Source organism: Nonomuraea sp. NPDC050451 (genome assembly GCF_044458585.1).
On sequence record NZ_JBITHZ010000001.1, the window covers coordinates 170,256 to 187,156 of the forward strand.

13 protein-coding genes are annotated in these 16,901 nt (G+C 68.3%); 3 read left to right on the forward strand and 10 right to left on the reverse strand.

Annotation, left to right across the window (positions count from 1 at the left end):
* Window positions 1-435: 435 nt before the first annotated feature.
* From ACIBI9_RS00680 to ACIBI9_RS00705, 6 genes are all read right to left on the reverse strand, one after another.
* Window positions 436-600 (reverse strand): hypothetical protein, encoded by a 165-nt coding sequence (locus ACIBI9_RS00680; protein WP_397219803.1) that lies wholly within the window; start codon window positions 598-600, stop codon window positions 436-438.
* A gap of 606 nt (window positions 601-1,206) precedes the next feature.
* The gene (locus ACIBI9_RS00685) at window positions 1,207-2,046 is read right to left on the reverse strand and encodes an SDR family NAD(P)-dependent oxidoreductase (protein WP_397219804.1); all 840 of its coding nucleotides are present in this window, start codon (window positions 2,044-2,046) and stop codon (window positions 1,207-1,209) included.
* A gap of 478 nt (window positions 2,047-2,524) precedes the next feature.
* A complete protein-coding gene (locus ACIBI9_RS00690; protein ID WP_397219805.1) occupies window positions 2,525-3,313 on the reverse strand; it encodes an NAD(P)H-binding protein in 789 nt (262 codons plus the stop codon).
* Window positions 3,314-3,350: 37 nt separating this feature from the next.
* Window positions 3,351-4,190 carry an NAD(P)H-binding protein gene (locus ACIBI9_RS00695; protein WP_397219806.1) on the reverse strand — a complete coding sequence of 280 codons (840 nt, stop codon included), beginning with the start codon at window positions 4,188-4,190 and terminating at the stop codon, window positions 3,351-3,353.
* 13 nt (window positions 4,191-4,203) lie between these two features.
* Window positions 4,204-4,620 carry a hypothetical protein gene (locus tag ACIBI9_RS00700; protein WP_397219807.1) on the reverse strand — a complete coding sequence of 139 codons (417 nt, stop codon included), beginning with the start codon at window positions 4,618-4,620 and terminating at the stop codon, window positions 4,204-4,206.
* Window positions 4,584-6,194: an FAD-dependent oxidoreductase gene (locus ACIBI9_RS00705; RefSeq protein ID WP_397219808.1), complete on the reverse strand. Its 1,611-nt coding sequence runs from the start codon at window positions 6,192-6,194 to the stop codon at window positions 4,584-4,586. Before ACIBI9_RS00705 ends, ACIBI9_RS00700 begins: the two co-directional genes overlap by 37 nt.
* Before the next feature lie 120 nt (window positions 6,195-6,314).
* Here ACIBI9_RS00705 and ACIBI9_RS00710 point away from each other — a divergent pair, with 120 nt between their 5' ends.
* Window positions 6,315-7,208, forward strand: coding sequence for a LysR family transcriptional regulator (locus tag ACIBI9_RS00710; protein ID WP_397219809.1), 894 nt, complete (start codon window positions 6,315-6,317; stop codon window positions 7,206-7,208).
* Window positions 7,209-7,613: 405 nt separating this feature from the next.
* Here the strand turns inward: ACIBI9_RS00710 and ACIBI9_RS00715 are convergent, their stop codons facing one another.
* Entirely contained in the window at window positions 7,614-11,339 is a 3,726-nt protein-coding gene (locus ACIBI9_RS00715; RefSeq protein WP_397219810.1) for a helix-turn-helix domain-containing protein, read from the reverse strand.
* 1,250 nt (window positions 11,340-12,589) lie between these two features.
* Here ACIBI9_RS00715 and ACIBI9_RS00720 point away from each other — a divergent pair.
* Window positions 12,590-13,285, forward strand: a complete 696-nt coding sequence (locus ACIBI9_RS00720; RefSeq protein ID WP_397219811.1) for a tetratricopeptide repeat protein — start codon at window positions 12,590-12,592, stop codon at window positions 13,283-13,285.
* A gap of 198 nt (window positions 13,286-13,483) precedes the next feature.
* On the opposite strand, the gene ACIBI9_RS00725 is transcribed toward ACIBI9_RS00720, so the two are convergent.
* The 3 genes from ACIBI9_RS00725 to ACIBI9_RS00735 all read right to left on the reverse strand — a co-directional run bounded on the left by ACIBI9_RS00725 (window position 13,484) and on the right by ACIBI9_RS00735 (window position 15,985).
* Window positions 13,484-13,702 carry a hypothetical protein gene (locus ACIBI9_RS00725; protein WP_397219812.1) on the reverse strand — a complete coding sequence of 73 codons (219 nt, stop codon included), beginning with the start codon at window positions 13,700-13,702 and terminating at the stop codon, window positions 13,484-13,486.
* Window positions 13,703-14,186: 484 nt separating this feature from the next.
* Window positions 14,187-14,843 (reverse strand): DUF3159 domain-containing protein, encoded by a 657-nt coding sequence (locus tag ACIBI9_RS00730; protein ID WP_397219813.1) that lies wholly within the window; start codon window positions 14,841-14,843, stop codon window positions 14,187-14,189.
* On the reverse strand, window positions 14,840-15,985 hold the full coding sequence (locus tag ACIBI9_RS00735; protein WP_397219814.1) for an FAD-dependent oxidoreductase: 1,146 nt from the start codon (window positions 15,983-15,985) through the stop codon (window positions 14,840-14,842). Before ACIBI9_RS00735 ends, ACIBI9_RS00730 begins: the two co-directional genes overlap by 4 nt.
* Window positions 15,986-16,152: 167 nt before the next feature.
* Here ACIBI9_RS00735 and ACIBI9_RS00740 point away from each other — a divergent pair, with 167 nt between their 5' ends.
* A complete protein-coding gene (locus ACIBI9_RS00740) occupies window positions 16,153-16,692 on the forward strand; it encodes a TetR family transcriptional regulator (protein WP_397219815.1) in 540 nt (179 codons plus the stop codon).
* Window positions 16,693-16,901: the final 209 nt, after the last annotated feature.

The window sequence follows — 16,901 nt, forward strand, 5'->3', positions numbered from 1 at the left end:
CTCGGGCCCCCCCCCCCCCCGGGCGCCCCGCCCCGCCCCCCGCGCCCCCCCGGGGGGGGGGGGGGGCCGGGCCGCGGGGGGGGGGGGGGGGGGCCCCCCCCCGGCCCCCCCCCCCGCCCCGCCTTAGCGTCCGCTCACGGGGAGATCAGGAACGACAGGCCGAGTTCGTTGAGCTGGGTGGGGCATAGCGGCCGCCGTCGAGGTTGGACGGTCAGTCTCCACCGAGCTGGTGCGCCAGCAACTTCAGGTGCGTGGCGAAGCGCCAGCAGGCGTCGGCGGCGATGTCAGCCGGGTTCCCGGGCGGGGGGAGCGAGGATCACGACCGCGACGGTACGCCGTGACCGGGTCGAGTGCCCTGGCTTCAGCCTGTTCAGTCCCCCTACCGCTGCGGCGAATCACAGGGATTGATCTCGGTGTAGCGGTCGTCGGCTTCGGTCAGATCAAAACCCTCTTCCCACTCGTACCTCTTGGCGGGCCGACTCGGAGGTGGTCGTACTCCCAGCGCGGCCCGGCCTCGCTGAAGACGTGCAGCCACGGCTGGTCGTCGTAGACCAGGAAGTGCCCCAGGTCGTCGCGGTCCTCCCGGATCTCCTCCGGCAACGTGACCGTAGTAGTCCACCTCGACCATCACCGGCATCACGTACCGAACCCACGCCGTCGTCGACCACCGCGGCGGTCGCCGGCGCGCGACGCATTCGAGCTTGGGAGAGGGGCTTGGCGCTCCCTCTTGCGCCCCGGTCTCGCAGAGCCTGCAGCGGGTCGACGGCCCGAGCGTCGACGGGCCCGGCCTGCTGCAAGCTGGGCACGAAGAAGGCCGCCACTGGTTGTGACCGCCTTTCGCGGAGTGCCTGGCGGGCGGGTCTCGGGGACACTACCCGAGTTAGCCCCGACCGGCCGGCAGCGGGGCGCACCTCCCGGATCGCCCGGTTGATCCTCGCGCTGTGGGTGCCGCCCGCGCCGCTCGGCCAGCACGTTCTGTCGGCGCAAGGCCCAGTGCGGAGCGATTTCCTCGATCGGGTGACCCGGGTGTTTACGGGAGATCCTGGTGTAGGCAGAACGCGACAAGGCCGTTCGGGTCCAGCCAGGCTCAGTCACCCCGGCATGATCCCGTATGGCCTTCTCATTGATGCACTTGAGACCTACATCGGGTCGCCGACCAAGATCACGATCTGATCGTGCGTGAGGTCGTCGGTCGAGCCAGGCTTCTCAGCCGACCCGGCCCTGCGCCTGTGCCGAAAGATCCTGCCAGTCGTCCCAGGTCTTGAGCCGGTCGGCGTAGGCCTGCTGGATCATCGGGTAGAAGCCCTGGCTGAAGAGCACCCGCAGGGGCGGGTTGTCGGAGTCGACGAGCGTGAGGAGTGCCTGGGCCGCGGCGGCGGGGTCGCCGGCGGGCTGCTTTCCGGCGATCGCGCCGAGGCGCCGGCGGAGACCGTCGTAGGCCGGGTCGGTCTCGGCCATGTGGCCGTTGGCGAGCGGGTCGGGGTTCTTGCCGGACCTGGTGGCGAAGCCGCCGGGCTCGATGATGGTCACCTTGACGCCGAAGTCGGCGACCTCGCCGGCGAGGGCTTCGTTCAAGCCCTCGAGGGCCCACTTGGAGGCGTGGTACGCGCCGCCGAGCGGCATGGCGATGAGCCCGGCCGCCGAGGACAGCTGGATGATGTGCCCTGCGCCCTGCTCACGCAGATAGGGCAGCGCGGCCTGGATCACCCACACCGCGCCGAACAGGTTGGTCTCCATCTGGTCGCGCAGCTCCTGCTCGGTCAGCTCCTCGACCGCGCCGACCTGGGCGTAACCGGCGTTGTTCACGATGACGTCCAGACGGCCGAAATGCTCCTTGGCCCGCTTCACGCTCTCGAAGACGGCGGCCTTGTCGGTCACGTCCATCTCGAGCGGGAGCACCGCGTCGCCGTAGGCGGCGACCAGCTCGTCAAAGCTTCCGGTGGTCCGCGCGGTCGCGGCCACCTTGTCGCCCCGGGACAGGGCGGCCTCGACGAAGTTGCGGCCGAGGCCGCGCGACGAACCGGTGACGAACCAGACCTTGCTCATGATCTCATTCCATTCTTCGTTTTTGTTGGGTTGTCGACCACGAGATGCCGGCAACCCGCTTCCTGTGACAGGCGAGGCTCGTGACCTGCGCCGCACCGGCGTCCCGAGTCCTCGTTGCGGTACCGGAGATCGCGAGACGTAAGGTGGTGGGCTCAACGACCCAGTTGGGAGGGACCCCACTGAGGCGTTCGGTGGTCGAACGTCGACCTTGACACCGTCCGGAAATCGCGCGCCTACGTGCCCTCGCCCGCCGCAAGGAGGCATACGTCGGCCCCTGGCTGCCCGAACCGCTGCTGACCACCCGAGGACGCGAGCTCGCCGAGTGCGCCTCGATCTCCATGTTGCTGGTCCTGGAGACCTCGGGCCTGTTGAGCGGGCGGATTTCGTGCTGCGCGACGTAAGGGCTCTGTCCCGTATTCGGTGGTGGCGCGAGTAAGCTTCCCCGGTACGGAGGTGGCCCGCTTTCGCCGGGTGGTGATCAGCCGCCGAACGTGAGTGCGGGCCGGCCCAGCAGCTCTTCCAGGGTGCCGCTGGTAGGGCCCGGACGGCTGGCGTAGTCGGCCAGGGAGCCGAGCAGGCGGGCCGGGACCTCCTCGGGCAGCCCTTGTGCGAGCAGGCCCTGCCGTACCTGATCGGGCGGGAGTTCCTGGAAGGACAACGTCCGGCCGATGGCGGCGCCGATGAGGCGCACCTTCTCGAACTGGTCGAGTGACTGCGGCCCGGTCAGCGTGTAGACCTTTCCCGCGTGGGCGCTGGTGCGGAGGGCTTGTACGGCGACCGCCGCGATGTCGGTTTCGTGGATCGGGGAGGTGGCGGCCCGGCCGTACGCGCCGCGCACCACGTCACCGGCCTTGATCTGGGGCGCCCAGGCCAGGGCGTTGGCGGCGAAGTCGGCCAGGCGCAGCACCGTCCAGTCCAGGCCGGAGCTGGTGACGAGGTCCTCGGCGTGCTTGAACTGGGCGGCGAAGCGGGCTTCCCCGGCTGGATATTCCACGGTGGTGGCCGACAACAGCACCGCGCGCCGTACGCCTTGCTTGATGGCCAGCTTCAGCAGGTCGCCGAGGCCGGGGCCGGTGGCGCGCGGGCTGATCTGGATGCCTTCCACTCCTTCCAGCGCCGACTCGATCCACTGGGGATGGAACAGGTCTCCGCTGACGGCTCCCTCGGCGGGATTGCGGGTGATCGCGGTGACGGGGCTGCCGTCCTGGAGCAGCTGGTTCATCACCTGGCGTCCCACGACGCCGTTGGCTCCGGTGATCAGGATCATGGCGGTTGTTTCTTTCGGTCGATATGTGGACACAGCGTCAGGCCGGCGTCGGGCCGAAGTCCTGCGCGCGGGAGGCGACCCACTGGGCATAGGTGAAGGCCGCCCGTCCGGTGATCTCCTCGATCGTTGGCAGGACCGTTGCGGTCCTGCCGTCCCAAGTGGCGAGCCCATTGATCATGTCGTCGATCGCGGGAGCGGGCATGCCGTGGTGGAGCATCTGCTCCCGGAACAGCTTGTGAGGCAGTTCCTCGAAGCGCAGCGGTCGCCCGATCGTCTCGGCGATGATTCGTACTCGGTCGATCCCTGTCAGCGACTGCGGCCCGGTGAGCAAGAAGGACTCGCCCACGCGTTCGTCGAGGAGTGCCTGGACGGATACGGCGGCGATGTCGCACGGGTCGACCGGGGCCATGGCGGCGTTGCCGTACACGCCGCGGACGATGTCGCCGGCCTTGATCTGCGGCACCCAGGCGAGGTCATTGGTCATGAAGTAGCCGGGGCGGACGAATGTCCACGCCAGCCCGGAGGCGGCGACGGCCTGCTCCAGGCGCAGGTGCTGTTCGCCGATCCACGAAGGTGTGGTGTACGCGGTCGCCGCGGAGGACAGCAGGACTATGTGCTGCAGGTCGGACAGCCGGGCCGCGTCGAGGAAGGCGTCGAGCCCCGTGAAGACGGGGAACAGGAATACCCGCTCCACGCCGTCCAGCGCCTCCGACAGGGTGTCCGGCTGGGTGAGGTCGCCGGGTACGATCTCGACCTGCTCGGGGAAGGAATGGCCGCCGGGGTTGCGAGTAATGACCCGGATCTTCTCGCCGGCGTCGAGCAGCTGGTCGACGACGTGGGATCCGACGTTTCCGGTGGCGCCGGTTACCAGAATCATGGTTGAGGTTTCCTTATTCGGTGAGTCGACCCGTCGGGTCGAGGTCGGGGGGTGAGCGCGGGCAGGCGGGCGAGCTCGGGGGCGGGTTCGAGCAGGGCGCGGCTGCCACCAGGACTTCGCGATCGTCCATCGAGATTTCGAGGGTCTTGGTCAGCGTTTCGTCCAGCTCCGGGTAGTCGCTGCGGTTGTGGCAGCCCGGGTCTCTCTGCGAGCGATGGCCCCCAGGACGGTCGCTCTGGCCACGAGCAGCGATGCCTGCAGGTCGAGCAGGTGGGCAAGGTCCTCGAAGCTTCGCCGGACGGGCGCACTCGTCGCCGAGCTTGATCAGGGCGGCGAGCCGTTCGTCGACGGCGGCCACGACGGCGGTGACCTCGCCGGCGGCGTACAGGCCGGTCAGGTCGGTGGCGTTGGTCTCGGCGTCGACGACCACGCCGCCCATGGAGCCGTGGGCGGTGGGGGCGACTTCGCTCTTGCACGCGAGGGGAGCCGGGAGAAGGGGGTGCCCCAGTCGGAGAGCTCGCGAACCGCATCCGGTGCCTCGCGGATCAGGATCTGGATCATCGCGGGGTCGCCGAGGCCGTAGCCCTCCTTGTAGGTGTCGGCGAAGTGCTGTTGCCAGCCGTCCTGCGGGTCTCTGGCGCCCAGCACGGTGTGGGCGTCCGTTCGGGCGCGCTTGCCCTGTGGCGAGCGGGTCGGGTACACCCGCCGGGGAAGCTCAGGGTCGGGGCTGTCCAGCGGTACGGCGTCGCCTCTGACCAGGCCGAGCTGCACGACCTGGCGCGGCAGCACCGCGTCCAGCAGCCAGTCGGCGGCGACCCTGATCCGGTTGCCCGGCATGACGTACAAGTGGTAGCCCCGGGTGACCAGCTTCGCGGCCACTCCGGACAGCGGCACGCCCAGCGGGTCCGCCGCCGCCTGCCACCCGCCGAGATCGACGAGGAAGCCCAGCAGCCGATGCCGGTACGGCTTGGCGCCCCGGCCCAGTCCGAGCGAGGCCGCGACGTTGCGGGCCACGGCTGCGCCGTGCCGTTCGGCGTGCTGCCCCGTCATCGGAGTGATCTCGCCCGGACCGGCCAGGTCGGGAACCGCGGCCGCGTCACCGGCGGCGTAGATCTCCGGGTGGCCACTCACCGCCATGAACTCGTCGGTCTGGATCCTGCCGCCCACGGTGGGCAGGCCGAACGCGTCGATGACCGGATCGGGACGGACGCCCGTCGCCCAGACGATGGTCCTGGCCGGGACGAACTCGCCATCGCTGAGCAGCACTCCGTCCGGCGCGGCCTTGCGCACCGTGGTGCCCAGCCGCAGCTCGGCTCCGCGCTTGCGCAGGACCCGCTCGGCGGTCCTGCCCAGGGGAGGGCGCAGTTCGGGCAGGAGACGGTCGTCGTACTGCACGACGACCCAGCGCACCGGCACGCCTGCCAAGCTCCGGTACTTGCGCAGCAGAGACCGGGTGAACAACTGCCCGACAGCGGCCGTCTCGGTGCCCGTGTAGCCGGCTCCCACCACAACGAAGGTCAGCCGGGCCCGCTGCTCCTCTGGGTCTTCGGCCGCGGCGGCCAGCTCGACCTGCCGGATGACGTGGTCGCGCAGGTAGAGAGCTTCGGGCAGACCCTTCAACCCGTGGCTGTAGGTCTGGCTGCCCTCGATCGGCAGGACCATGTTCACCGCACCCACGCTGACGATCAGCCGGTCGTAGCCGACCTGCCGCGATCGGCCCTCGGAGTCGACGTAACGGACCTCTCGCTGATCGGCGTCCAGGCCGGTGACGGTGCCGGGCAGCAACCGGGTGTACGGCAGTGCGGCGGCCAGGGACACCGCGACATGGCGCGGGTGCACGATCCCGGCCACCACGTCCGGCAGCAAGGGCTCGTAGAGCATGAAATCGGTCGGGTTCAGCAGGGTGACGTCGATCTCCCGCCGGTGCTTGCGGTTCAGAACCCGCGCGGCGTTGTAACCAGAGAACCCGCCGCCGATGATCACGACTCGTGGTCGGTGCGTCATGGTCCCTCTCCTCAGTCCGCTTGATGACGGCTCTCCAAATGGTGGATTTTCCGGCGATCCGGATCAACGACGCACTTCGCTATGCTCCGGTAAGCGCGACTTACAGATGAAAAGGCGGACGTGGAACTTCGTGACATCGAGATCTTCCTGACGCTCGCCGAAGAGCTGCACTTCGGGCGCACCGCCGAGCGCTTGCGCATCACCCACGCGCGGGTCAGTCAGGTGATCAAGCAACAGGAACGGAAGATCGGCGCCGACCTGTTCTACCGGACCAGCCGCAGCGTACGACTGACGCCGATCGGCGAGCAGCTCAGAGATGATCTCCGGCCGGTCTACCGGGAACTGCACGAGAGCATCAGACGAGCCAGCCAGGCCGCCCAGGGCAAGACCGGCGTGCTCCGCATCGGCATGATCCCCAGCTTCGCTTACGACCTGCGACCGTTCTGGGACGCCTTCCGCGCCCTGCATCCCCAGTGGGGCCTGCAGATCCGGCACAACCTCTTCATCGAACCGTTCAAACCACTCCGCAGCGGCGCGATCGACGCCCTGATCAGCTGGTTTCCCGTCGAGGAACCGGACCTCACCGCCGGCCCCCTCATCTGGACCGAACCCCGGGCCCTGATGGTGGCCGCCGACCACGAACTGGTCGAGCGTGGGTCGGCCAGCCTTGAAGCACTTGCCCATTACGGCGTCTGCGGGCCCTCGATCACCCTGCCCGACTACTGGGAAGACACCGCGGTGCCCTTCAGCACTCCCAAGGGCCGCCCGGTCACGCGCACCGCGCCGATCACCACCTGGGACGAAATGGCCACGCTGATCGCCGACGGCCAGGCCGTTCAGCCCGTTCACTGGCACGCCATCCGCTACAACGCCCGCCCCGACATCGCCTACCTGCCCATCCGGGACGCCCGCCCCATCAGCTGGGGCCTGGTGTGGCGGACGGACGCGGAGACCCCTGCCGTCCGCGGTCTCGCCCAGGTTTTCCGAGACTTGGGCGCGCTCACTTTCGACTGAGCTGGGCGCCTAAGGTGTGCTCCCCTTGGGTACATCCCTGCAGCGAACCCCGAGTGCTGATGACGGCGGTCTGGCCGGGCGCGGGCGGTCTCAGACGGTTCGTGACTGACTCGCGTGGTGGGAGAGAAGTACGCCCGGCCGCCGAGTTGAGCAGCCGGGAAAGGGACACGGGAACGGCCTTGACCACGTCCAGTTGGCCGCGGGATCACCGCCTCCCGTTCGATCGCCTCGCGCCGCTCGGCCGAGATTGGCCTGGCTTCCCCTCTGCTCGGTGTTGGAAAGGTCGATGCTGATGCGCCCGCGGGCCGAAACACTTCCTCGACGCCTGTTCGAGGAACGGACAAGGCCGTGAGGATCGCCGGCGGTGGCCGGGCTCGCAGGCGCAGGTGTCGCGCCGAGATGTCGTCAGTGGCAGGTCTTCTGATAGGCCAGTTCGGGGATGTGTTGTTGCCACTCGGCAGGGGACAGGCCGCCGTCCCGGCGGCAGATCACGGCGGTGGCAGTGCCGGGATCGACGGTGATCTCACGTAAGGACCCGTCGGTGGATGAGACGAGGAGGGCGGTCCGGTTGAATGCCACGGCCGGTACGGACGGGGTGGCGAAGCTGATCGGTGCGGCGATTCGCTGATATCCCCGCCAGTCCCATAGCTGAATGCCGAACTCGCCTTTGTCGGCGACGGTCGCGAGTAGTTCGCCCTGTGGGTAAGGGACAAGAGCGTTGATCGCTGCTGTGTGTGCGGTCTGCGGCGGGGCCAGGCGCCTGCGCAGCTCCCTGTCCCAGAACGTCAAACGCCCATCCATGTCGCCGATCGCGGCCATGTTCTCGATGAAGAGAATCTCTCCCTCGGCGCGGGCGTCGGATGAGTGCTGAAGCATCTCTCCGGTGGCCGTATCGACCAGGATTCGCCCCTTGCTGGATCTGTCCACGAACAACCGGCGCCCGTCCGGCTCGAAGGTCACAGCCCCTGATCCCGCACCGGAGACGGTGCGGATCCAGCTTCTGGCTCTCACGTCCCACAACTCCAGGTCGTCGACATCCAGGCCGTCGAGCGCCTCTTCGTTGTCCGGGTGCGCGCTGAGGGGGGCGATCGCGACGGTTCTGCCGTCGGGGGAGAAGTCCACGCGCAGGACTCCGACGGCTGTCTGTCTCCGGACGCGCAATGCGCCGACGTTGCGGCCGTTCGTGGTGTCCCACAAGGTCACCACGGGAGACCAGGGGTGGGTGAGCGCGAGCGTGCGCCCATCGGGGCTGAACACCGGGGAGTACGCCGTCTCCGTTGAGTCGTTTTCGGGGAGATCGTCGACAGGTAGCGGGTCGCTCACGGGTTTCCGCGCGGCGACATCCCAAAGGCGCACCTCCGGCCTGCCTTTCCGGCGATTCGACGTCACCAGGAAGCGGCCGTCCGGGCTGAACACCCGCTTGCCGCTTCCCGGAGCGAGCACCTCGGGGCGGGTGTAGGGGGAGATGTCCAGGACGTTCACCGTGCCGAACTGGCCGATCACGCCGAGGCCCCGGGCATCCGGCGAGAAGCGGGCATCGGCTCCCACAACGTCGGAGAGAACCGAGGAGCTCATCAGCAATGTGCCATCGTCCACCCGCCACAGAAGCACCCACCCCCCACCCCGCGTCCCGGCCAGGAACCGGCCGTCGGGGCTGAACTCCACACGTTCCGCAGGTGGAAGCAGCGGGCTCAGGGCCTCCTTGCCCGAGGAGATATCCCACAGCCGGACACCGTCATTGGTCGAGACGGCCAGGTGCTTCCCGTCTGGACTGAACAGGCCTTCCGTGGCGGTTTCCGGTAGCCGGGGGGCCCGGAGCGGCTTGCGCTTCTCGATGTCCCAGAGCTCCGCTCTCCGCCCCGAGCTCGACCTGCTGCCGGGGGCCGACGGGGTGCTCGTCGGCTCCTTGGCTTTCGCCGGGATGACCAGGGCCAGCCGGCCGTCCGGGCTGATGGCGCTGACCGGCTCGTCGAGCACGCGTGTCCGGTCCGCGATGCTCCAGGCTTCGTTCATCCCATCGCGGACCCCGATGAGAAAGCGCCCGTCCGGGCTGAACTTCGTAGGGTCGAGGTGGGGGAATGCCACGCCGAGGTCCGTCAGGCCTCCGGCGCCGACGGTCCACAGCTGTGCGTTGGTCCCGTCGTCCACCGCCAGCGTACGGCCGTCAGGACTCCACACCACTTCCGAGACAGGTTGGCCCGTCCATCTTGCGCTCGCGACCTCTTTCTTCGTGGCCAGGTCGAGCACGCGCAGGGCGCCCGGCTCAACCGCCGTACCGGGTGTGTAGACGGCCAGCCTGGTGCCGTCCACGCTGAGCCCATGCACCAAGTCGGTCGCGCTGTACGGGGCGGTGAAGACGTCCACCAAAGGCATCGCCATCGAGTCGATCAGCTCGCTCCTGGCCTCGGGGACCTGGGCGATCTGCCAGGCCGCGGCGCTCAGGCGGCGGGCCAGCTTCGGGTCGCTCATCCGCAGGACAGCCGCGCGCCTGGCGGCCAGCCGGGCCGTCGCCTCTTGCAGCCGACCATCGGCCAGGTCGGCCTGCCGGGTGGCGACGCCCGCCGCAACCATGGAGGCGACCAGCAACACGGCCAGAACGGCCGAGACGGCGACCCGCCTGCGGGCGGTGCGCCGGGCCAGTGCCGCGCTCGCGTCAACGAAGTTCCGTTCCAGGGGTGTGAGATCGTCACGGTCCGCCGGCTCGATGAACAGCTTGTCGACGACGGCCAGCCGGCTGCCCCGGTAGAGCAGCCCGGCATCCCGGCCCTGCGCCTCCCATGCTGTGGCCGCGTCGGTCAACTGCCGATGTGTGCGCAGCCGGTCGCGTCCTTCGTCCACCCAGCCGCGCAGTCGCGGCCACGACTCGATCAAGGCCTCGTGCGCGAGCTCCACGGTGTCCTGGTGCAGCGTGAGCAGCCTGGCCCCGGCCAGCTGCTCGATGACCAGCCCGGTGTCCGCCTCCCCGTACGGATCCAGCTCCGCCCGGGCGGCGGGACGGCGGGTGTCCTGGGCCTGCTCACCCGGCTGGATCAGCCTGAGCAGGACCCGCCGGGCGATGCTCGCTTGCGCCGGCGACAGGCCGGCATAGAGCTCCTCCGCGCTGTGGCTGATCGCCCCGTGGACTCTGCCCACGCTCTCGTAGGCGTCCAGGGTCAGCATCTTCCCCGTACGGCGGCGCCAGACCTCCCGCAGCGCGTGCGACATCAGCGGAAGCGCCCCGGGCTCGTCGGCGACGTCGGCGACGATCTCGGCAGTCAGCGCTCGCTCCACCGTCAAGCCCTCGGCGATGGCCGGCCGGACGATCGCTTCCCTGAGCTCGTCGGGGTTCATCGGCCCCACCAGCAGGTTCGCCTCGCGCAGCGCTGCGGTGAGCTCGCGGTGCTCGGCGCATCGCCCGTAGAAGTCGGCGCGCACCGCTATGACCACCTTCAACCGGCTCTGCGGTTGCCGCGCGCTGAGCAGCAGGTCGATGAACTGCCCAGGCTCGCGCTGGTCCTGGCAGAGCGTGAACATCTCCTCGAACTGGTCGACCACGATCAGCATGTCGGAGTCGCCCTCGCCCGGGAGAAGCCGGTCGGCGTGCGACATCGGATGCTCGCCCGGTGTGAATATCAGGCTCCGCCCGAGGGATTCGCCCGTGGGCGCCGTCTCCCGGCGTGCGGCGGGCACGAGCCCGGCGCGCAACAGGGACGACTTGCCGCTGCCCGAAGGGCCGAACACCGCGGCGAAACGGTGCCGTCGAAGCAGCTCGTGCAATTCCTCGACGAGGCGATCCCGTCCGAAGAAACGACCGGAATCGTGCGTGTCGTACGACGCCAGGCCCAGGTACGGCCCGGCGGCACCGTCATCGTCCGCCCTCTCGAGGGCCAATTCATGAGCGACCTGCTGCCAGCGGCACTCCCATTCGGAGACGTCTCCGCCGCATGTTTCCACGAAGGCGAGGACCACGGGCAGTGAAGCCAGACGCTCACCTGCCGCCGCCTGCGACAGCGTGGTGACCGAATAACCAGCACGCTTGGCCATGGCCCGATAGGTGAGGCCCGCTTCCTGGCGCAGCTTCCGTAACTCGGAGGCAAAGCGTTGCACCGGTCCCGCTGCCGGGTCCACCGGACTTTCACGACGGCCCACCACCGTTACGGGACTCCATTCACTGGACGATGAAGACGGTTCAGATGTGCTCGCTGATTACATCAACTGTTGACCCTGACTCGCGATCGCGTGCGTTGCGGGCCTGAATGCCTGTACGCGTGAGCGACACGTGCCGGAAGGCCGGTCGGTGGTCAGGAGCCGCCGCCACTGGTCGAGGAGGCGCGGAGCGGATTCATGCGCCGAGAAAAGCATTGTTTGCCTGCCCGATGAGGGGTGCCGAACAATCTCGTCGCCACGATCCTGGTGCCACAGGCCCCGGCGGGCAAGCGCCACGGGGACCGCTTGCCACTGGGAACCGCCAGGACGGTCATACGGACGTGGGACCTGTCCCGACCTGCTTGGATATCGGGCTCAGCGACTGCTGAATTCGGAGGACAGATGAACGACAGAGCATCGCGTCACGGGTGGCGTGGGGCGACAAAGCACAACGCCATGAGGCGCAACATCTCTGTTCTGGGGCTCGCAACCACCGCGACCGTGGCCTTGGCCACGGTGACCGCCGCGCCCGCCGTGGCCGCCCCACCGACCGCCTGCACGAAATATGGCTGCGACTTCGTCTGGGGCTCCGGCTATGGCCGATGGATATTCGGTCGTCGTCAGGGCCGACATCAGTTTCAGGCCCCAGCCAGACAAGTGGCACACGAGCGGCGCCGGAAAGTGCACTGAGCGTTCTTACGGCAATGTCACCGAGCGTATGGCCATCGCCTTCTACACCTGCCTGGGAAAGCAGAGCACCAACTACATCCTCCCGGGTCATGCAGCCCTGTCGTTCAGCACGGTTTCACCTGATCGGTTGTTCATCTTGCCCAGGCCGGGCGGACCGCACGCGAGTTGCCTCCCGCGGTAGCGCTGGGCTCTACACCGGAATCTACGAGTACTGGCTTTGGCAGGCGTGAGAGAAGGCCCCTGCTCGCCGGCGATGGCAATTAAATGAGCAGCTACACGCCTGCCGCCGGACCGTGGCCGGCGGGCCGGCAGTTCCGCGCCGGTGTGTCAAAGCCGGCCGCACTGGCGCAGTACTCCCTGGTTCTGATCCCTGCCCCGGTGGCCCGGCGAGACGCTCAAGGCCCACAAGAACGTAGGACACCAGCTCAGTGTGCGTAGGCCCAAATCATTCAAGCCGCACCCACCGTGCCGAAACAGCCGTCACGCGCCTTCAGGCCTGTGACGGCCTTCCAGGAAAGAGCGGCACCACAACGGTTGCCGCCCCGATGTCGATGGAGAGATGAGCCGTGGCGGAAGTCCCGGACGAGGGCGACGGGAGCAGGCGGGCTCGGTTGCTCATGGAATCGGTGCATCTCGGGGAGTTGGAGCGCGCGACCGACGCCTTGAGCGCCGAGCGAGAGGCCATCGCCATCTACCGACGGCTGGCCGCGGTCTCTCCCGAGTTTTACCTGTCTGAGCTCGCCACCTGCCTGACCTGTCTCGGCGTGACCCTCTCCGAGCTCGACCGGCATGGCGAGGCGTTGAACGCCGAGCAGGAAGCAGTCTCTGTCTACAGGCGTCTGGCCGCGGCCTCCCCCGACCGTTACCTGGCCGACCTCGCCGATGCACTCATCAACCTTGGGACGACTCTGGCGGAGCTGGACCGGCCGGCCGACGCCCTGAGCGCCGAGCAGGAAGCGGTAGCCGTGTACCGGCGCCTGGCCGCGGCCTCCCCCCACCGTTACCTGGCCGACCTCGCAGAGGTGCTCGCCGACCTCGGCGTGACCCTGACCGAGCGCGGCCTGCCGGCCGAAGCGCTGCCCCTGGTGGAAGAGGCGGTCACCATTCATCGGAAGCTGGCCGCGGCCTCCCCTGAGCGGCACCGCGCCGGCCTCACCCATTCCCTGGCCGGCCTTCACGTCGTCATCTCGGCGCTCGGCCGCGACGAGGAAGCACGCCGCTCACGGCCAGCGCCTCGGCCGACTGTCGGCGATGGCCCCTGAGCGAGGTCCGGCACAGCCGCGACCTGCTCACCCGACCAAGAGAGGACGAAACGTATACGTACAGCGATCACACTTCTGGCCGGCCGTGGCGAAGCACGCAAGGGCACGTCCGCCATCCAGTGGCCGTGCAAGAAGGAAGCGAGCGAGCGGCCTTGGCAGATCACCAAGGTCGGCTGGTACTCCAGTGACATTTCGCGATCATGGTTCGGATCTGCGCTGGTAGTGGCAGTGCCGGGCCGTGGCCTGGTGGCGTCGGCGCCAGTGTGACCAGCGTAGAACGTCCGTGATGGAGCGGTGCTGGGCCAGCATGAGTGCGGCGAGCAGCCGGCGGATCTCGGGCAGTGTCAGCGGGATGCGGTCCTGGTCGCCGGGTGGCTGGGCGGCGGCGATGGCTAACGGCGGGGCCGGCGCGAGCATGGCCAGGGTGACGTGCCGGTGTCAGGCCGTCCAGCCGCGTCATTCGACGTGACCGCCTCGGCGGGCTGATCCACGAATACGCGCAGGTCGCATAGGGCGGCCGAGTTCTTGGCACGCACAGGGCTCGATCCACCAGCATCGCAATCAGTTGCTCATCCGTCATCGAACGATCCGGCTCGGCAGGCGGCTGGTTCATGGACGGCGACTCCACAGCGGTCTCGGACATCAGGTCTATCTCCCATGATCATCAGATCCGCCGTTAGTTTTACAGTCCCGAGCCGGTGAATGCGGACCTTCTCCTTTGGCGCGCGGAAGTCGTTGTCGTTGAGCAGTTCGTCGAGCCAACGCGCCAAGACTGCGACGGCTTGGGGTCGATTCTGTTCGGGCATGGGCACGATCTTCGGTTCAGTGACCGTAATCCATGGAGACGGCTCGCGTTGCGTGATGGTGTTGGAATATCCAGGGGCCGAGTTGGATGAGGCTGTCAACGGTTCGGCCCGATGACAGCCGGAGCCGGGGCCGGGTTTGTCGGGTCCGCTTGGGCGCGCAGGATCCGCCAGCACAGATAGACGCAGACGCCCATTGCGGGAGCACCGCCCAGCAGTGTGGCGGCGATGCCGAGCGGAGTCACCTTTCCGGCCAGGTACAGAGGTACCAGCACCATTGTGGCAATGCCGTACTTCGCCAGGAAGACCGCCGTGCACACCTGATAACGCCGTCGCCGTGCAGGGTCTCGCCGCCAGCCGAACCGTTCACGGCGTGCTGCCCCCACCGCCAACCCGATCACGGGCCACCGCACCAGAATGGATACCAGGAACACCGCACCCCCAGCCGCCTGCATGAGCACGGTCGGAAGGTAGAAGTCGACCGCGTGCCCGGTACTCCCGGCCAGCAACGCAGAGACCCCCACGACGACCAGCCCGACCGCTGCCTGCCAGTACTTTCTGTCGGTGAATACTCGAGCCACGGCGAACACCACCACGCCACCGACCGCCACCAGCGCGGAGGTCAATACCTGATCGGTCACCAGATAGGCGACCAGGAACAGCACCCGGGACGCGGCTCCTTCGGCGACCGTGCGCCAACCGCCCACCGCGGCGAACAAGGACAACGACTTCTGGGTCAATACGTTGAGACTCATGTGCCCGCCTTCGCCGCGGCAGGCGCGGAGAAGCTGTTCCGGCGCATCGTGTCCTCGTACGCGTCGATCGCGCCGATCAGGTCAAGCCGGCCGCGATACGTCTCGACCAGGGCCTCGCAGAGGCGGTGCGCATCCCGCATCGCCAGGTTGCCGCCGAAACCCGGGGCCAGGTGGATGGCGTCACCGATGACCGTCACCGGGCTGGCGGGCCAGGCGGGTATCGGCGGGATCGTCCCGATGCGCAGTGCGACCGTGATGTCCGGCCACGCCTCGGCGACGACCAACCGCAGGGCCGAGGGCAGGTTCACGATCAACTCCTTGGCCTGGCGCCACATCGCAGCCGGTGATCCGGCCGAGCCGAGCTGCTCCCGCGTGATCGGCAAAGCCCACATCGCATAGTCCTCGACCGTGGCGACCGCACTGAGGGGCAAGGCAGGCAGCCACCGCTGCCGCGCAGCCACCGGCGACTCGGTGAACCGCAGCACGCCCAGCACCATCATCGTGCCGTGCACCCGCACGCTGGTGGGGCTGTCGCCGATCAGCCCGGGCAGCCCGGTATCGGCAATCGCCCGCAGCGCGGTCGCGCCCATGAGCATGCGCCGTCCCGTATCGACCACCCGCGCGTGCGGCAGGTACTGACGGCGGACCGCCGAACCGATCCCGTCCGCGCCGACCAGCACGTCCGCCGTGTCTGTGCCGCCGTCGGCAAACCACACCTGGACCGTGCCGTCGGCTCGCTGCTCGAACCGCGTGAACTCCGCCCCGAATCGAACCACGTCCTCCAGCCCTGTCAGCAACACCGCACGCAGCAACGGACGATGAACCTGCCGCCCAGGCCGCGGCCGGCCCGCCACGCCGTCGGACGGCTGAGCGCCCACGATGGTGAGCGCTCCATCCACTTCGGACAACGTCAGCGTCCGCTCGCGCGGCCCGCCCATCGTGGCCTCAGCCATCGCGGCGTGCGCCGAAGGCAGGCACGCTCGCAGCGCCTTGGCGCCTCGGTCGTCGACATGCAGGCTGACACCCTGCGCACGTCCCCGCGCGTCGTCTCGCTCGTACACGACGACATCGATCCCCGCCCGACGTAAGCCCTGTGCCAGCGTCAACCCGCCCAGACCCGCGCCAACCACGATCACCTTCATCGCGACCCCTTTCTTCATCGCTGATGAAGTTCAAGCTATGGGGAGTTGACGTGAAAGTCCACCTATGATGAAGAAACTCCCGATAGACTCGTCCGGTCATGACAGAACACAGTTCCCCCGCTCGCCCCGGGCGCTGGCGAACGGGCGCGGAGAGCAAGCAGCGGATCTTGGACGCGGCACGTGCACTGTTCCGCGAGCACGGCTACGGCGGCACCACGGTGCGCGCAGTCGCCGCCGACGCGGGGGTCGATTCAGCGATGGTGTTCTACTTCTTCGGCAGCAAACAGGGCCTGTTCGCCGCCGCTGTCGAGATGTCCGCCCAGATCCCGCCGGCCATCGAATCGATCTTCGCCGACGGCCTCGACGGCATCGGTGAGCGCATCATCCGGACACTCGTGGAGAACATCGACGCATCAGGCCGCACCCCGCTCGCGATGCTCACCCGGTCGGCCCGAACCAACGACCAGTCCGAAACACTGATTCGCGAATACATCGACCGGGAAATCACCAGCCGAGTGGCGACACTGCTCGGCACGCCGGACGCCGCATTCCGGGCCGCCATGGTCAACGTCCAACTCTTGGGCCTCACCGTGGCGCGCTACATCGTACGGATCGAACCGATCGCGTCATCGTCCGTCGACGAACTGGTCAGCCGGTTCGGACCGCTCGTGCAGCACTGCCTGACCGGACAAACCGCACCGCCCTGAGTGACGCTCACCAGCACGCAACCGAGCATCGGTTCTACCGTCCGGCCACCGGAAGACAAGGCATCCACCGAACCGTCGAGAAGCGACGGAATAACGCACGCTCCGAACATCGACGCTTCACCAATGGCGCGTTCGGAGGGGCCGTCTCAGAGTGCGGTCTCGCCGAGACCGAGCCGGGATCGTTCACCCAGCCTTGCCCATAGCCCGAG

Coding starts and splice junctions, on each gene's coding strand:
- ACIBI9_RS00695 (WP_397219806.1), bottom strand. CDS start 4,190: ATGATTCTGGTAACCGGCGCCACCGGAAACGTCGGATCCCACGTCGTC.
- ACIBI9_RS00690 (WP_397219805.1), bottom strand. CDS start 3,313: ATGATCCTGATCACCGGAGCCAACGGCGTCGTGGGACGCCAGGTGATG.
- ACIBI9_RS00705 (WP_397219808.1), bottom strand. CDS start 6,194: ATGACGCACCGACCACGAGTCGTGATCATCGGCGGCGGGTTCTCTGGT.
- ACIBI9_RS00735 (WP_397219814.1), bottom strand. CDS start 15,985: ATGAAGGTGATCGTGGTTGGCGCGGGTCTGGGCGGGTTGACGCTGGCA.
- ACIBI9_RS00730 (WP_397219813.1), bottom strand. CDS start 14,843: ATGAGTCTCAACGTATTGACCCAGAAGTCGTTGTCCTTGTTCGCCGCG.
- ACIBI9_RS00685 (WP_397219804.1), bottom strand. CDS start 2,046: ATGAGCAAGGTCTGGTTCGTCACCGGTTCGTCGCGCGGCCTCGGCCGC.
- ACIBI9_RS00725 (WP_397219812.1), bottom strand. CDS start 13,702: ATGCTCGCGCCGGCCCCGCCGTTAGCCATCGCCGCCGCCCAGCCACCC.